The sequence below is a fragment of the uncultured Mailhella sp. genome (assembly GCF_944324995.1).
In the GTDB taxonomy this organism is placed as follows: domain Bacteria; phylum Desulfobacterota; class Desulfovibrionia; order Desulfovibrionales; family Desulfovibrionaceae; genus Mailhella.
The window spans coordinates 81,898-98,105 of sequence record NZ_CALUYL010000003.1; the positions used below are offsets into that span (position 1 = coordinate 81,898).

Genomic DNA, 16,208 nt, shown 5'->3' on the forward strand with positions numbered 1-16,208 from the left:
CGCTCCCGGTCCCAGGTTTTGCGTTCCTGTCCGAACTTCCGGGCAGGAACGCAATTCCGTCACGGGAATATCGAGGTTCCTATGGCTGAACAGACTCCGCTGGAATTGCCCATCATCACTTTGCGTGAAGTGGTGATGTTCCCTCACGCCGTCATGACGTTCCATGTCGGGCGTTCGGCGTCGGTAAGCGCCATCAACAGCGCCGTCACCGAATACGACAAACAGATATTTCTGGTCGCGCAGACCAGTTCCGCCATCGAGCGGCCCGGCCCTGAAGACCTGTTTCAGATGGGCGTGGTCAGCCGCGTGCTGCGCGCCGACCGGCTTCAGGACAACACCATCAAGCTCGTGTGCGAAGGGCTGTACCGCGCTTCGTGGCTGCCGCTGAACGCGAGCTCCGCCTTCGGCGACCGGGCTTTCCCGCGCCTGCGCACCGTGCGCGTGGAAGAAACCCTCGCGAAGGACGAAGAACTGCCCGCCGTGGTGGAGGCCCTGCAGGAATCCCTTTCGGAAGCCTGCCGTCAGAACCGCCGCATCACGCCCGAACAGCTCGCGGCCTTTGCGCTCATTGAAGATCCGGGCACGCTGGCCGACGCCGTGGCTCCCTGCCTCAAGGTGGACTACCTGCACAAGCAGGCCATCCTGGAAATGCTGGATCAGGGCCAGCGCCTGCGTCAGGTCTATGAATATCTCGGCGGCGAGCTCATCTCCTCCGGCATAGACAAGACCATCAAGAGCCGCGTCAAGGCTCAGATGGAGCAGAATCAGAAGGAATACTATCTCACCGAGCAGCTCAAGGCCATCAACAAGGAGCTCGGTCACGACGACATTCAGGCCGAAATTCTCGAACTTGAGGAAAAGCTCAAGGTCAAGAACATGCCCGAAGACGCAAGGGAACGCGCCCTGCGCGAAGTGCGCAAGCTCCGTCAGATGCCGCCCGCCTCTTCGGAATACGTGGTGGCCAGAAACTACGTGGACTGGATCATCGACCTGCCCTGGAACGAGCTCAAGAAGATAGACATCGATCTCGACAAGGCCCGCGCCGTGCTCGACGGCGGTCACTACGGTCTGGAAAAGGCCAAGACCCGCATTCTGGAATACCTCGCGGTGCAGAAGCTCTCCGGCGGCCTCAAGGGTCCCATCCTCTGCCTCGTGGGGCCTCCCGGCGTGGGCAAGACCTCTCTCGCCAAGTCCATTGCCGAGGCCACGGGCCGCGAATTCGTGCGCATCTCCCTGGGCGGCGTGCGCGACGAAGCCGAAATCCGCGGCCATCGCCGCACCTACATCGGCGCGCTGCCCGGCAAGATCATCATGGCGCTGAAAAGGGCCAAGTCCAACAATCCGCTCTTCTGCCTCGACGAAATCGACAAGATGACCGTGGACTTCCGCGGCGATCCGGCTTCCGCGCTCCTCGAAGTGCTGGACCCCGAACAGAACTGCGCGTTCAACGATCACTATCTCGACATGGACTACGACCTCTCGCAGGTGTTCTTCATCACCACGGCGAACTCCATGCAGAGCATTCCCGCGCCGCTTCTCGACCGCATGGAAGTGCTGGAACTCTCGAGCTACCTTGAGGGCGAAAAGATGCACATCGCGCGGGAGTTCCTGCTGCCCCGGCAGTGGAAGCTGCACGGCCTCAAGCCGGAGAACATGAATCTCTCCGACGAGGCGCTGCTTGAGATCATCCGCTCCTACACGCGCGAATCCGGCGTGCGCAATCTGGAACGTCAGGTGGCCGCGCTCTGCCGCAAGACGGCCATCCGCCTTGTGGACGCGGGCGACACCTCCCTGTGCGTAAACATCGAGAGCAAGGATCTTGAGGACTTCCTCGGCGTGAAGAAGTACCGCTACGACGAGAAGGAAAATCATCCGCAGCCCGGCGTGGTGGCCGGACTCGCCTACACCGGCGCAGGCGGCGACATTCTGTACATCGAAACCGTCATCATGCCCGGCAATGGCAAAATCCAGGTCACGGGCAAGCTCGGCGACGTGATGAAGGAATCGGCCCAGGCGGCCTTCTCCTACATCCGGTCGCGCTCCAGCCAGCTCGGCCTGCGCCCCGACTTCTACAAGGACGTGGACATTCACGTTCACGTGCCCGAAGGCGCGGTGCCCAAGGACGGCCCCTCGGCGGGCATCACGCTCGCCACGGCCATCGCCTCCGCCCTGCTCGGCATTCCCGTGCGCGACGACGTGTGCATGACCGGCGAAATCACGCTGCGCGGCCGCGTGCTCGCCATCGGCGGCCTGCGCGAAAAGCTGCTCGCCGCCAGCCGCTCCGGCATGAAAACCGTGCTCGTGCCCGCGGACAACGAAAAGGATCTCAAGGAAGTGCCCGAGGAAATCCTCAAGGCGCTCGACATCCATTTCGTGCGCGACGCCGACGAAGTGCTGCCCCTTGCGCTCATGGCCTCCAGGGAGGAAATCTTCTCCGGCGAGGCCTCGCAGGCCCTGACCCATTCCCTGCGGGCTTCCCGCAGCCTGAGCCGGGACCTCGGCGGCGCCGTGCTGTAGCGCCTTTGCGCATGCTCTGAAACCACCGCTGAAAAAAGCCCGGTCGGGATATCCCGGCCGGGCTTTTTCGGCAGAATCAGGCAAGAATTCAAGAGAAACGGCCATGTACTCCCGTCTCTTCGTCCAATACTTTTAAGCAGGCGTCGCGCCGAACCCGCGCAGAACGCCGGAACCCGGGCGTCGCCCGGCAGAACGGAGAGCATCATGCAGTACATCACCCTGAACAACGGCGTCAGCATGCCCATGCTGGGCTACGGCGTCTATCAGATTCCCGACGCGGATATCTGCGAATCCTGCGTGAGCGCGGCCCTCGCCGCCGGATACCGGCACATCGACACCGCCGCCGCGTACGTCAACGAAGAAGCCGTGGGCAAGGCGCTGCGCCGCAGCGGTCTGCAACGCGACGAAGTGTTTCTCACCACCAAGCTGTGGCTCCAGAACATGGGCTACGAAGAAACGAAGGCGGCCTTTGCCTCTTCGCTGAAGCGCCTCGGCACGGACTACGTGGATCTGTACCTCATCCATCAGCCCTTCGGCGACGTGTACGGCTCCTGGCGCGCCATGGAGGAACTCTACAGCGAAGGAAAAATCCGCGCCATCGGCGTGAGCAACTTCCCGCCCGACAGACTGGTCGATCTCATCATTCACAACAGCGTCGTACCTGCCGTGAATCAGGTGGAAACGCATCCCTTCTGTCAGCAGAGGGAGGCCTCGGCCGTCATGGAGGAATACGGCGTGCGCATGGAATCGTGGGGCCCCTTTGCCGAAGGCCGAAACGATCTGTTCCGCAATCCCGTGCTTCTGGACGTAGCCAGAAAGCACGGAAAAACCACGGCGCAGGTGGTGCTGCGCTGGCTGAATCAGCGGAACGTGGTCGCCATTCCCAAAACCGTGCGGCCGGAACGCATGGCTGAAAACTTCGACATCTTCGACTTCACCCTGGATACGGACGACATGGACCTCATCGCCTCGCTCGACACCGACAAGAGCCTGTTTTTCGATCACAGGGATCCCGCCGTGGTGAAGCGGCTCTGCTCCATCCGCTACGACATCTGAGAGCGCCGCGCGGGCGTCTCGCAAAGCCTGCGCGCCTTCCCGGCAGAGCGCAGAAAAAAGCCCCGACAACATTGTTGCCGGGGCTTTTTCATTCCTCGATGCCGCAATCAGCGGAAGGTTCTCAGGCGCAGGGCGTTGAGCACCACGGACACGGAGGAAAGCGACATGGCCGCGCCCGCCAGCATGGGCGACATGGCCGGGCCGCCGAACAGGAGCAGCACGCCCGCCGCCACCGGCACGAGCAGCACGTTGTAGGCAAAGGCCCAGAACAGGCTCAGGCGGATGTTGGAGAGCGTGGCGCGCCCGAGGCCGAGCGCCGTCTTCACGCCGGGCAGGCCGCGCAGAAGCACCACGTCTCCGGCCTCCATGGCCACGTCGATGCCCGAACCCATGGCCATGCCCACGTCCGCGCGGGCCAGCGCAGGCGCGTCGTTGATGCCGTCGCCCACCATACCCACGCGTCTGCCTTCGGACTGCAGCCGGGCCACCACCTTTTCCTTGCCGTCGGGCAGCACGCCCGCCACCACGTCGTCGATGCCCGCCCGCGAGGCCACGGCCCGCGCGGTGCGCTCGTTGTCGCCGCTCAGCATCATGACGCGGCAGCCCATGGCGCGCAGATCGCGGATCACGCCGGGCGTTTCCTCGCGCAGCGGATCGGCCACCCCGAGCACGGAGACAAACGCGCCGTCCCGGGCCAGCAGAAGCGGCGTCTGGCCGTCGTCGGCCAGCGAAACCACAAGGGCCTTCTGTTCGGAGGAAAGCGTCACGCCGTGATCGGCAAGCAGGCGCTCATTGCCGAGCAGAAGCTCATGCCCGTCCGCGCGGCCGATCACGCCGGAGCCGCCCACGGCGCGAAAGTCCTCCACGGCCGAGGTCGCAAGGCCGCGCTTTTCCGCTTCGCCGAGCACGGCCTTCGCCAGCGGATGTTCGGAACCGGCTTCCAGCGAAGCGGCCAGCGCCAGCGCTTCGTTTTCGTCCATGCCCTCGGCGTGCAGGCTGACCAGGCGGGGGCTGCCTTCCGTCAGCGTGCCCGTCTTGTCGAACACGATGGTGTCGAGATGGCCGGACGCTTCCAGAGCGGTGCCGTTCTTCATGAGCACGCCGAGCTGCGCGCCGCGTCCCGTGGCCACCATGATGGACATGGGCGTGGCAAGGCCGAGCGCGCAGGGGCAGGCCACCACGAGCACGGCCACGAACACGCGCAGCGCGTCGCCGAAGGGCAGATCGCCGAAGAACAGCCACGCGAGCGCCGCCGCCGTGGCCACGGCCATGACCGCGGGCACGAAATACAGACTGATGCGGTCGGCCAGCCCCGCAATGGGAGCCTTGGAGCCCTGCGCCTCGCGCACCAGATGAATGATGCGGGCAAGGGCCGTGTCCGAACCCACGCGGCGGGCTTCCATGACGAAGGCTCCGCTGATGTTCAGGGTGCCGGCGTTGACTTCGTCGCCTTCCGCCACGTCCACGGGCATGGATTCGCCCGTCAGGCTCGACATGTCGAGCGACGACGCGCCGGAATCCACCACGCCGTCCACGGGAATGCGCGAGCCGGGCTTGATGAGCAGCCTGTCGCCGGGCATGACCGCCCGCACGGGAATTTCCTTCACGCTGCCGTCGGGCAGCATGCGCTCCACCTGCTCGGGCGTGAGCTCCATGAGCCCGCGGATGGCTTCCGAGGTTCTGGTGCGGGAAACGGCTTCCAGATACTTGCCCAGAGAAATCAGGGCGATGAGCATGCCTGCGGATTCGTAGTACAGGCCCATGACGGCCTGATGAGTCTCCTCGGACGAGGCGGCCGCAGCGATTTCCAGCGTGCTCCACAGGCTGTAGAGCAGCGCCGCGCCCGTGCCCATGGCCACGAGGGAATCCATGTTGGGAGCGCCGCGCAGAAGCAGCGGAATGCCGTGACGGTAAAAATCGCGGCCCGACCAGATGATGGGCAGCGTTAGCAGAAGCTGGAACAGGGCAAAGATCAGCGGGCTGTCGTGGGGAGAAAGCCACGCAGGCAGCGGCATGCCCCAGTGACTGCCCATGGCCACCACAACGAGCGGCACGGCAAAAATGAATTCCGTGACGAGATGACGGCGGCGCACGGCAAGGTCGGCTCTGGTCTTTTCCTGCTCGCTTTCCCACAAGTCGTGTTCGTCCACGTCCGGAGGAAGATAGGACGCCTTGAAGCCGAGCTTGTCCACTCTGTCCGTGACTTCCTGAATAAAGGCGTCCAGACCGTTGTCCAGCGCGCCCTCCGCGGGACGCACCTGGGCGGTGCCGTCGGCAAGACTCACCGTGGCGCTGTCTATGTCCTTCATCTTGCAGAGCGCCTTCTGCGAGCGGGCGGAACAGGCGCCGCAGGCCATGCCGTCGATGCGGAACCTGAGTATCTCGGGATTGTTGTTCATGGAGCACTTCTCTCTTGATGACGGTCGCTCTTTTGCAGCGCCGAAGGCGCGGAAACGATTCGGCGGACCGGAGAGCACCGGCTCGCCGCAAAAATATGCCTGCGTCCGCCTTCCGCGAGCGACAAAAACGACGCCGAGGCACGCGGGCCACAAGTTCGGATGTTCAAAAACGCAGGACGGCAGGATCGCCGAGACCCGCGCCGAAGAGTTTTCGGGGCCGGTTGCCGCAGGGAAAGGGCGACCGGCCCCGACGTGACGCATGCGGTCAGGCTGACGTTTTCTTCCGGCTCAGGCCGAACGCCGTGCAAGGCACAGCTTCCGCCGGAAAAATCGCGTTACGCCTGGCGGATCTGCCTGACTTCAAAGCCGAGGTCGTCCACGGCATTCCTGAGAGCGTCGTCGGACACGGAATCGTCGGCTTCCACCGTGGCGGTCTTGGCTTCAAGTTCCACCTTCACGTCGCTGACGCCGGAAATGCCGCGCAGAGCCTTTTCCACGTTGGAAGTGCAGTGGCCGCAGCGCATGCCTTCAATGCAAATGACTTTCTTCATGGCGAATCTCCTTTTTTCCTTTCGGAGAGCCGCAGCGCGTGGCCGCGGCTTCGTTTGACTTACGTTTCTTGTATAGCTATGAATATTTTATAAGCAAGAACGTACTTTTTCGGTATATAGTATCCTGGAGGATACCGTTATGACGGCAATGAACACCTGCTGCTGCGCCCAGCCCGCGCCGACGGCCGACTCCGAGCGCCACTGCCCTGTGGAAGCCACGCTCGGCATGATAGGCGGCAAATACAAAACGCTCATTCTCTGGAAGCTGATTTCTTCCGGCCCCATGCGCTTTTCCGAGCTGCGCCGCGCCGTGCCCGCGGCCACGCCGAAAATGCTGACCCAGCAACTCAGGGAACTCGAAGGCGACGGTCTCGTGCACCGGGAAATCTTTCCCGTCATTCCGCCGCGCGTGGAATACTCCCTCACCGAATTCGGTCGGAGCATACGTCCCGTGCTGGAATCCATGTACGAATGGGGCAGCCGCTGCCTCGAACGCAAGGGCCTTTGCGCCAACTGCTCCATGGAGCCTCTGCCCTGACGCCTTTTCCCGGGCAGCACACGGCCTGCACGCGCTTTCTCTTCCGACGCTTCACCGAGAAAACGCGCACGCCTTTCGCCGCCTCGGAAAAATCTTCGGACGCCTCGCGAGGCTGTGCGGCAATCCCATTGCCGTGTCCGCCTTCTTCGGCTAGAATGACGCGCATTAACCTTCAACCCCGGCCCTGCCATGACCGCCCTCATCATCACCATCGTTCTCGCCCTGTCCATTTCCGCGCTCTGCTCCACCATGGAAGCCATGCTTTACTCCATTCCGTGGACCACCCTTGAAAAAATGAAGGAATCAGGTTCGCGCTCCGGCAAGATCCTGTATCACATGCGCTCCAACGTGGATCAGCCCATTTCGGCCATTCTCACGCTGAACACCATTGCCAACACCGCGGGCGCATCGCTCGCGGGCGCGCTGGCCGCCTCGGCCCTCGGGCCGGAAAACATGCCCTACTTCGCCGCGCTCTTCACCGTGCTCGTGCTGCTCTTCGGCGAAATCATTCCCAAGACGCTGGGCGTGTCCTATCCCGGCGCGCTCGGCCGCCTGCTGGCCCTTCCCCTTCTCGGCATGACCGTCGTGCTGCGCCCGGCCACCTGGCTTTCCGGGCAGATCACCCGGCTCATCACGCCCAAGAAGTCCGGCCCCGAAGCCACCGAAGACGACATCAACGCCATGGCCCGCATCTCCCGGCAGGCGGGCGTGATTCAGAGCTATGAGGAAACGGCCATCCGCAACATTCTCGCCCTCGATCAGAAGCGCGTCCACGACGTGATGACCCCGCGCACCGTGGTGTTTTCCCTTTCGGAAAACTGCACCGTGGACGAAGCCCACGCCATGCCCTCCTTCTGGCATTTCAGCCGCATTCCCGTGTACGCCGAGGACAACGAAGACATCGTGGGCCTCGTGCTGCGCCGCGACGTGGTGCTGCATCGCGACGCCCACGAAGGCAACATGAAGCTCGGCGAGATCATGCAGCCCGTACACTTCGTGCTCGAATCGCTCACCCTCGACAAGGTGCTCGCCGAATTTCTGGAACGGCATCAGCACCTCTTCGCCGTGCTCGACGAGTACGGCGGACTTGCGGGCGTGATATCCCTTGAGGACGTCATGGAAGAGATGCTCGGCCGAGAAATCGTGGACGAAAGCGACGTGGCCGCCGATCTGCGCGCCGTGGCCAGAAGCCGCCGCGCCAAGACCACGGCCTCGGCGCGAAACGAACACATCGATACGCACTAAACAGGAACAATTCCTACTTGCAAGAGCGCATCAAATCTGTCAGAGTTCTCACGGAACGAAATAATATTCTTTCGTTCCGCCTTCCCCGGTGATCCAGATCACTGAAAACGGCAGCAGCCTGACCGATGCTTGAGGCATCCTCAGGAGGTGAAACATGTCCACGAAAAACAATCTCCGCATCTATCTCACGGCTTTCGTTCTCCTGGCCGGAGGCGTGGGATTCATGCTCTGGTCTGCCCTGTCCGAGGGCAGCATGTATCATCTCAACGTATCCGAGGCGGTGGCCATGCCTTCGGAAAAACTGAAGTCCGCCAGACTGTTCGGCGTGGCCTCCGACGACATCGTCAAGGCGCAGAACGGCCTCGGCGCGAGCTTTACGCTGCGCGATCTGGAACAGCCCGAAAAGGTCATCCGGGTACACTATCGCGGCGCGCTGCCGGACACCTTTGAAAAAGGCGCGGAAGTCATCGTCGAAGGCCGCATGGAGGGGCGCGACTTCGCGGCGAAGACGCTCATGACCAAGTGCCCCTCCAAGTACGAAAAAAGCAATCGGGAGCACGCCTGACAACAAGGGAACGGCCTGAAACCGTTCCCTTGTTGTCGTCCCGGCTCCCTCACGCCCGTTTTCCTTCCGTCTTTCAGGAGTTTTCATGTATCTTGCCGCCTATATCTGTCTTCTCGTCACCCTGTTCTGTTCTCTGGCGGGCGCAGCCATCGGCACGGCGCAGCTCTGGCAGGGCAGGCATTCCGAACTGCGCTGGCTCGAATACGCCCAGGGGCTCGGCTCCCTCTGTCTGCTCGCCGCCTCCGGCGTGCTGATGTACGCCCTCGTGGTCAGCGACTTTTCCGTGGACTACGTGGCAAGCTACACCGACAGGGCCCTCTCGCTCTTCTATCGCTGCACCGCCTTCTGGGGCGGGCATGAAGGCTCCCTCATGTTCTGGGCCCTCATGGTTTCCGTGTGCGGCACCGCCTTTCTCTTCACCCGCACCTACCGCAGCCTCTCCCTGGAAACCAGAAGCTGGTTCCTCGTGTTCTTCCTCGCCATCATGGCCTTCTTCGGCCTGCTGCTCTCCACCTGGAGCAATCCCTTCCTCATCACCGTGCCCGCTCCGGCCGACGGTCAGGGCCTCAATCCTCTGCTCCAGAACCCCGGCATGATCTTCCATCCGCCGCTGCTCTTCCTCGGCTACGGCGGCTTCGTCATTCCCGGCTGTCTGGCCCTCGCCCAGGCCATGAGCTCCGAAAAGGATCCCATGCACTGGCTCGACGTGGCCCGTCCCTTCACCCTCACCGGCTGGCTCTTCCTCACCGCGGGCATCGTGCTCGGCGGCTGGTGGGCCTACATGGAACTCGGCTGGGGCGGCTACTGGGCCTGGGACCCCGTGGAAAACGCCTCCCTGCTGCCCTGGCTCATCGGCACGGCCGCCCTGCACACCGGCATTGTGGAAACAAGGCGCGGCAAGCTGCATCGCGTCAACATCTTCCTCATGAGCCTCACCACGGTTTCGGCCTTCTTCGCCACCTATCTCGTGCGCGGCGACGTGGTCAATTCCGTTCACGCCTTCGGCGGCAACGGCACGGGCCCCTATCTGCTCTTCTTCGTGCTGGCCTTCCTCGTCATCATCACCTTCATCTCCGCGCTCGCCAAAGATGAAAACAACCGCGAGCTCGGCGGCCTCGAAACCCGCGAAGGCTTCGTGGTCATGACCGTGTGGCTGCTCATGGCCCTCGGCCTCATCATTCTGCTCGCCACGCTCTGGCCGGTCATCAGCAAGCTCTGGACCGAACGCCCCGTCGGTCTGGATCAGCACTTCTACAACCGCGTGTGCCTGCCGCTCTTTACCGTGATGCTGGCCATTCTCGTGACCTGCCCCTGGCTGCGCTGGCAGGGCGGTCTGCGCAACTGGCGCAAGATGCTCATCGTGCTCGCCGCCTTCTTCGGCGCGCTTATCGTGTTCTGGCGCACGGGCGTGCAGCAGGCGCTGCCGCTCATGAGCGCCTCGCTCAGCGTGGCCCTTCTGGTCAGCATGGCGCTGCTGCTCGCGGAAAAATCCACCCGCGCGTGGATGCCTTCGCTCATGGCCTGCCTCGTCCACGTCAGCGTGGCGCTCGTGGCCCTCGGCATTTCCTTCTCCGGCCCCTACAAGCAGGAAGTGGAACTGGAACTCGCCCGCGGCGCTGCGGCCCAGGTGGGCCCCTACACCGTGACGCTCTCCAATCTCTACGAAGGCCGGGACGCCACCTTTGAATTCATTGAAGCCGAGCTCCAGCTCTCCCGCGACGGCAGCGTGGTGGGCACGGTGTCGCCGCAGCGCCGCCTGTACGACAAGTTCCCGCGCTACGCCTTTTCGGAAGCCACCACGCATCCTTCCCTCGGCAGCGAATTCTACGCCACCCTGCTCGGCGTGAACGGCACGAAGGCCGTGCTGCGCATGAGCTCCAATCCGCTGGTCAACTGGCTGTGGATAGGCGGCGCGCTCATGAGTCTGGCTCCGCTGCTCGGCCTGCGCCGCAGGCGTCGTCCCCAGGACGCGGCAGATCAGCCGGAAGGCGCGGACAACTGACATGGACGAGGTTCGCCCTCTTCTGGAACTTCGCGGCGTGGCCAAGGCCTTCGGGCCGAGGCTGCTGTTCCGCCGCGTCGATGTGGCGCTCATGCCGGGCACGCTCAGCCTGCTGGCCGGAGCCAACGGCGCGGGCAAATCCACGCTCATGCGCGTGATGGCGGGCCTCACGAAGCCGGACGCCGGTTCCGTGAAGCGCCTCGTGCCCGAAGCAAAGCTCGGGTACATGGCGCACGCCACCTTCCTTTATCCGGGGCTGGACGCGGAGGAAAATCTGCTTTTCTGGGCCCGGGCCGCAGGGCTCGACCGGCCCGTGGAACGCGCCCGCAGGGCGCTGGAAACCGTGGGACTCGCCAGACATGCCCATGAGAGGGCGGGCATCTTTTCCCGGGGCATGGCGCAGCGGCTCAATCTTGCCCGTCTGCTGCTCTCCGAGCCCTCGCTCATTCTGCTCGACGAACCGGCCACCGGCCTCGACGTCTCTTCGCGCCGCATGCTCATGGAACTCATGCTGAAGGCCAGAAGCGAAGGCGCGGCCGTGCTCTGGATAAGTCACGACACGGCCTCGGACGCCCGTCACGCCGACCGCATACTCACGCTGGAAAACAGGTCTCTCAGGGAAGAGGCGGGAGGACTCTCATGCTGAAGTGCGCTCTCGCCCTCTGCGGCAAGGATCTGAAGCTCGTTCTTTCCCGCGGCGCAGGCCTCATGCAGGCGCTGCTGCTCGGCCTGCTGCTCGTGTTCCTGTTCAGCCTGTCGCTGAACGCCGGAGACAGACTCAGTCCGCAGGCGGCCGCCGCCATGTTCTGGCTGGCCTCGGCCTTCTGTCAGGTGCTCATCTTCAACATGCTCTACGCCGTGGAGGAAACCGCTCAGGCAAGGCTCGGCCTCGTGCTGCTTCCCGCGCCCGTGCAGGGCGTGTGGCTCGGCAAGGCTCTTGCCGGGCTGCTGCTCATGGCCGTGGCGCAGTGCGTGTTCGTGCCCGCGGTGTTCGTCTTTCTCGGTCAGCATCTCGGCTCCGCCTGGCTCTTCGCGCTGATCGGCATCGCCCTCGGCGACGTGGGCATGGCGGCGTCCGGCTCCCTGCTCGGCGCGCTCTCCGTGGGGCGCGGCGGAAGAGAGTCGCTGCTGTCCATCGTGCTTTTTCCCCTGCTCGTGCCCATGCTGCTTGCCGGCGTGCGTCTTGTTTCCATGGGCATCGACCCCGACCCCATGCTCGACGACGCCCTGCGCTGGATCGGTCTTGCCGCCGCCTTCGACGGCCTGTTCCTCGCCGCCGGGCTTCTTCTTTTCCCCTTCGTTTACAGCGGAGACGACTGATGCTTCATTCCCGCACCGCCATTCTCGCCCTTTTGGGCGGATTTGCCCTGGCCGCGTGTCAGTGGCTCATTTTTGTGTACGCCCCTGAAGAACAGGTCATGGGCATGGCCCAGAAAATCTTCTACATTCATCTGCCGCTGGCCTGGTGGGGGCTCATCAGCTTCGGCCTTGCCTGCGTCGCGGGCGTATTGTACCTGAAAACCCGCGCCCCGAAGTACGATCTGCTTTCCGCCTCCGCCGTGGAGCTGGGCATGCTCTTCTGCACGCTCACGCTCATTACGGGCTCCATCTGGGGGCGGCACTCCTGGGGCGTGTGGTGGACGTGGGATCCGCGCCTGACCACGGCCCTCATCCTGTGGTTCATCTACGCGGGCTGCATGGCGCTGCGCTCCATGCCCATGCCGGAAAACCGCCGCGCGGCGCTCTGTTCCGTGGTGGCCATCGCCGGTTTTCTCGACGTTCCGCTGGTGTTTCTGTCGGCCAGACTGTGGCGATCCATTCATCCTGCGGTGTTCGCCTCGCAGGGCGGCGGACTCGAACCTGAAATGGCCGTGGCCGTCATCGCATGCGTGGCGAGCTTCGGCGTGCTGTGGCTCGCCCTGCTTCTGGTGCGCTACCGTCAGATGGCGCTCGGCCGCAGGCTCGACGCCCTGATGTTTGAACGTATGATGGCCGATTCCGAAAACGAACAACTCTGATACTGCGCCGAAAGGCGGGGAGACATACCACATGACTGCGGTTTCCTGGCTCATGGCGGCAAACGCCGCGCTCTGGATAGGACTCGGGCTTTACACGGCCTTTCTTGCCGCCTCACAGAAGAGGCTTGAACGTCGTCTTTCCCAGTGGGAGGCCGACCATGACTAATTCCTCCCGCCGCATCGTTCTGGGGGCTCTCGGGCTCGGCATCGTGGTCATGTTCGCGCTCTCCATCGCCTGGCGCATGGGCGATCATCCGCTCATCCGTCAGCGCGCCGCACAGACTTCCGCCGCCGCGGACGCGCCGCGCAGCATGATGGAACAGGGCGCGGACTCCCCGCAGGGGCAGGCCGTGATGAGCCTCATGCAGAAAATGAAGGACAACCCCAACGACGTGGACACGCTGCTGGAAATCGCCCGCATCTTCGCCGAGCAGGGCGACAACGAAGGCGCAAAGAGCATGACGGAACGCGCGCTCGTCGCCGCGCCGTCGGACGCGAGACCGCCCTACATCATGGGCGTGCTTCTCTCCCGCGAAGGCGCGTGGGACGAAGCCGCCAAACAGCTTGAGCGCTCCATCAGCCTGAAGGACGACGCCGCCACCCGCTACAGCCTGGCCGTTATCTACCGCTATCACCTCAAGCAGGAGAACAAGGCCCGCGAAAACTATGAAATCGCGGCCCGCATCTGCGAAGATCCGGCGCTTGCCTCCATGATCAAGGCGGAGCTCGACAAATGAGCGCCGGCGGACATTTCGAGGCGGCGGACACCATAGCGGCGGTGGCCACGGCTCCCGGAGCCGGCGGAGTCGGCGTCATACGCCTATCCGGCCCGAAGTCGCACGACATTCTGCGCGCCATGTTCCGCCCTGCGGGCAAGAACTTCCGGGACTTCACCCCGCGCATGCTGCATCACGGTCACGTGCTCGACGCCGAGGGCCGCGAAGCGGACGACGCGCTCGTGGTGTTCTTTCCCGGACCGCATTCCTTCACCGGCGAAGACTGCGCCGAAATTCAGGGTCACGGCGGCCCGGCCGTGCTGGCCGCGCTGCTCGACTCCGTGCTTTCGCGCGGCGCGCGCATGGCCGAACGCGGCGAGTTCACCCGGCGCGCCTTTCTGAACGGACGCATGGATCTCTCTCAGGCCGAAGCCGTGGCCGAAATCATTGCCGCGCCCTCGCGCGAAGGGGTGTACCTCGCGTCGGCCAAGCTGGACGGCCTTCTCGGCCGCCGGGTGGAGGCGCTGCGGGAAAGGCTCGAATATCTGCGGCAGCGCGTCTGCCTCGCCATCGACTTTCCCGACGAAGAAGGCGAATGCCTGCCGCCGCAGGAGTTTACCGCCATTGCCGACGAAGTGGCCGCGGGCATTCGCGCGCTGCTTGCCGGATATGAAAGGGCCCGCTGCTGGCGCGAAGGCGCGCTCGTGGTGCTGGCCGGCCGGGTGAACGCGGGCAAGTCGAGCCTCATGAACGCCTTTCTCGGCCGCGAGCGCGCCATTGTCACGGAAAAGCCGGGCACCACGCGCGACTATCTGGAAGAACAGACCACGCTGGCGGGGCTTCCCGTGCGCCTTGTGGACACCGCAGGGCTGCGCGATCACAGCGAAGACAGCATCGAGCTTGAAGGCATGCGCCGCGGCCGCGAACTCGCGAAGAACGCGCGCTGCGTGCTGCTCGTGCTCGACGGCTCGCTCTCCCGCGAAAATGCAGACCTCGACGACGCCTTCCGCGCCGAAGGCGCGCTCGTGGACGAACTGGGGCCGGAACGCTGCCTCGTGGTCTGGAACAAGGCCGATCTCTGCCCGCTGCCGGAGAGAGCGCGCCGCTTCCACGGTGCAGACGTGCTGCCCGTGAGCGCGCGCAGCGGCGAAGGCGTGGACGAGCTTGCCGCCGCCATCCGCCGCCTCTGCCTCAAGGACGAAACGCCGGAAGAAGGCGACATTGCGCCCAATCTCCGTCAGGCAAGTCAGCTCCGCCGGGCGCTCGAAGCGCTCGAAGCGCTGAAAAAGGCCATCGCCCTGTCCGTGCCGCCGGATCTTTGCAGCATCCATCTGGAAACGGCCAGCGCGCATCTGGCGGACATCACCGGTCTGAACAGCACGGAAGACACGCTGAACGCCATTTTCTCTTCCTTCTGCATAGGCAAGTAACCCGGCAAAACAGCGCGCAACCTGGCCTCTCATGAAGGCGACGTTGCCGGAAAAAACAGGCATGCTGCCGCAGCGGCTTTCCTGCCGAATGTTGAAACGCGGCGGAATCGCCGCAAGAACGCCCTGCGCGATTCTTGAAGACGGCGTCATCGACGCGTTTTTCCGCCTCCGGACTCTCATCGGCGTCCGGAGGCGGAATATTTGTCTTCAATCTCTGCAACGCATGAGCCTCCCGCGAGGCAACAGACGACGAACAGCGCATGCAGGAACGCTTGCCGCCTTCGCGCTCCGGCAATACCGGAGAAAACGAACGCATGACGGCAACTTTTTGCATAACGTGTCGTTATTTTTACCGTAACTGTCCGGCGGAACATACGTTCCCTCACGGACTCCGCCAGAGCGGCAGCAGACGGCTTGCCCCCTCTGTCTTTCCATGCTAGTCTCGCCAGAAAGGTATTATTTATGTCCGGCAACAACGCATCTTCCCCGTCCCGCGCTCCGCATCGACAGTCGCTCTCGCCCGTCGTTCTTCAGCCGTCCCTGAGCAAGGAGGAAATCAATCTTCTCCCCCTCCGCGCCTGGGAAGGGCCCGTCGTGCTCGTGCAGGACGAAGACGCGCTGGCCGCGGCGCTGAACGATCTGTGGCAGGAGAACGTGCTCGGCTTCGACACCGAGACCCGTCCCACCTTCACCAAGGGCAAGACCTGCCGCCCGGCCCTCATTCAGCTTGCCACGGCGGAAACCGTGTACCTCATTCAGCTCACGCATACGCCCTTTTCCGAAGCCGTGGCCGAACTGCTGTCCTCCCCCCGCGTGCTGAAGGCCGGCGTGGCCATTCACGACGACATGAAGGCCCTTGCCCGCATTCATCCCTTTGTGGCCGACGGCGTGGCGGATCTTGCCGCCATGGCCCGCGCGCGCGGCATTCAGGCGCAGGGCCTGCGCACCCTGGCCGCCAATCTGCTGGGCTTCCGCATCAGTAAAAGCGCCCAGTGCTCCAACTGGGAAAACCACGAACTCACCGTGCAGCAGATAAAATACGCCGCCACCGACGCCTGGGTGGGACGCGAACTGTATTTCCACATGCTGCGTCAGGGCGGCAGTCAGCCGCCGCGTCAGCGCAAGGTGAAAAAATCCGCCTGATTCTAACGCAGGGCGCATTTTTCTCATC

15 protein-coding genes are annotated in these 16,208 nt (G+C 63.8%); 13 read left to right on the forward strand and 2 right to left on the reverse strand.

Annotated elements, in window-relative coordinates; translation table 11 throughout:
• Positions 1–81 precede the first annotated feature (81 nt).
• Positions 82–2,517, forward strand: a complete 2,436-nt coding sequence (gene lon / locus Q0K02_RS02950; RefSeq protein WP_294484932.1) for an endopeptidase La — start codon at positions 82–84, stop codon at positions 2,515–2,517.
• 204 nt (positions 2,518–2,721) lie between these two features.
• Positions 2,722–3,573 carry an aldo/keto reductase gene (locus tag Q0K02_RS02955; RefSeq protein WP_294484934.1) on the forward strand — a complete coding sequence of 284 codons (852 nt, stop codon included), beginning with the start codon at positions 2,722–2,724 and terminating at the stop codon, positions 3,571–3,573.
• 107 nt (positions 3,574–3,680) lie between these two features.
• Here Q0K02_RS02955 and Q0K02_RS02960 read toward each other — a convergent pair whose 3' ends face one another.
• The gene (locus tag Q0K02_RS02960) at positions 3,681–5,972 is read right to left on the reverse strand and encodes a heavy metal translocating P-type ATPase (protein WP_294484937.1); all 2,292 of its coding nucleotides are present in this window, start codon (positions 5,970–5,972) and stop codon (positions 3,681–3,683) included.
• A gap of 335 nt (positions 5,973–6,307) precedes the next feature.
• Positions 6,308–6,523, reverse strand: coding sequence for a heavy metal-associated domain-containing protein (locus Q0K02_RS02965; RefSeq protein ID WP_294484939.1), 216 nt, complete (start codon positions 6,521–6,523; stop codon positions 6,308–6,310).
• A 148-nt stretch (positions 6,524–6,671) separates the two neighbouring features.
• Here Q0K02_RS02965 and Q0K02_RS02970 point away from each other — a divergent pair, with 148 nt between their 5' ends.
• The 11 genes from Q0K02_RS02970 (at position 6,672) to Q0K02_RS03020 (ending at position 16,180) form a co-directional block, all read left to right on the forward strand.
• Positions 6,672–7,061, forward strand: a complete 390-nt coding sequence (locus Q0K02_RS02970; RefSeq protein WP_294484994.1) for a helix-turn-helix domain-containing protein — start codon at positions 6,672–6,674, stop codon at positions 7,059–7,061.
• Between the two features lie 189 nt (positions 7,062–7,250).
• Positions 7,251–8,306, forward strand: coding sequence for a hemolysin family protein (locus tag Q0K02_RS02975; protein ID WP_294484940.1), 1,056 nt, complete (start codon positions 7,251–7,253; stop codon positions 8,304–8,306).
• Between the two features lie 154 nt (positions 8,307–8,460).
• Positions 8,461–8,871: a cytochrome c maturation protein CcmE gene (locus Q0K02_RS02980; RefSeq protein ID WP_294484941.1), complete on the forward strand. Its 411-nt coding sequence runs from the start codon at positions 8,461–8,463 to the stop codon at positions 8,869–8,871.
• An 85-nt stretch (positions 8,872–8,956) separates the two neighbouring features.
• Positions 8,957–10,873, forward strand: a complete 1,917-nt coding sequence (gene ccsA, locus Q0K02_RS02985) for a cytochrome c biogenesis protein CcsA (RefSeq protein ID WP_294484942.1) — start codon at positions 8,957–8,959, stop codon at positions 10,871–10,873.
• A 1-nt stretch (position 10,874) separates the two neighbouring features.
• Entirely contained in the window at positions 10,875–11,519 is a 645-nt protein-coding gene (locus tag Q0K02_RS02990; RefSeq protein WP_294484945.1) for an ABC transporter ATP-binding protein, read from the forward strand.
• A complete protein-coding gene (locus Q0K02_RS02995) occupies positions 11,513–12,193 on the forward strand; it encodes a heme exporter protein CcmB (protein ID WP_294484946.1) in 681 nt (226 codons plus the stop codon). The genes Q0K02_RS02990 and Q0K02_RS02995 overlap by 7 nt, the downstream gene beginning before the upstream one ends.
• Positions 12,193–12,891: a cytochrome c biogenesis protein CcsA gene (gene ccsA, locus Q0K02_RS03000; RefSeq protein ID WP_294484948.1), complete on the forward strand. Its 699-nt coding sequence runs from the start codon at positions 12,193–12,195 to the stop codon at positions 12,889–12,891. The genes Q0K02_RS02995 and ccsA (Q0K02_RS03000) overlap by 1 nt, the downstream gene beginning before the upstream one ends.
• Positions 12,892–12,922: 31 nt before the next feature.
• Positions 12,923–13,057, forward strand: coding sequence for a CcmD family protein (locus Q0K02_RS03005; protein WP_294484950.1), 135 nt, complete (start codon positions 12,923–12,925; stop codon positions 13,055–13,057).
• Complete coding sequence (locus tag Q0K02_RS03010; protein ID WP_294484952.1) at positions 13,050–13,628, forward strand: tetratricopeptide repeat protein; 579 nt, start codon at positions 13,050–13,052, stop codon at positions 13,626–13,628. Before Q0K02_RS03005 ends, Q0K02_RS03010 begins: the two co-directional genes overlap by 8 nt.
• Positions 13,625–15,037 carry a tRNA uridine-5-carboxymethylaminomethyl(34) synthesis GTPase MnmE gene (mnmE, locus tag Q0K02_RS03015; RefSeq protein ID WP_294484953.1) on the forward strand — a complete coding sequence of 471 codons (1,413 nt, stop codon included), beginning with the start codon at positions 13,625–13,627 and terminating at the stop codon, positions 15,035–15,037. The genes Q0K02_RS03010 and mnmE overlap by 4 nt, the downstream gene beginning before the upstream one ends.
• 462 nt (positions 15,038–15,499) lie before the next feature.
• Positions 15,500–16,180, forward strand: a complete 681-nt coding sequence (locus Q0K02_RS03020; RefSeq protein WP_294484955.1) for a 3'-5' exonuclease — start codon at positions 15,500–15,502, stop codon at positions 16,178–16,180.
• Positions 16,181–16,208 lie beyond the last annotated feature (28 nt).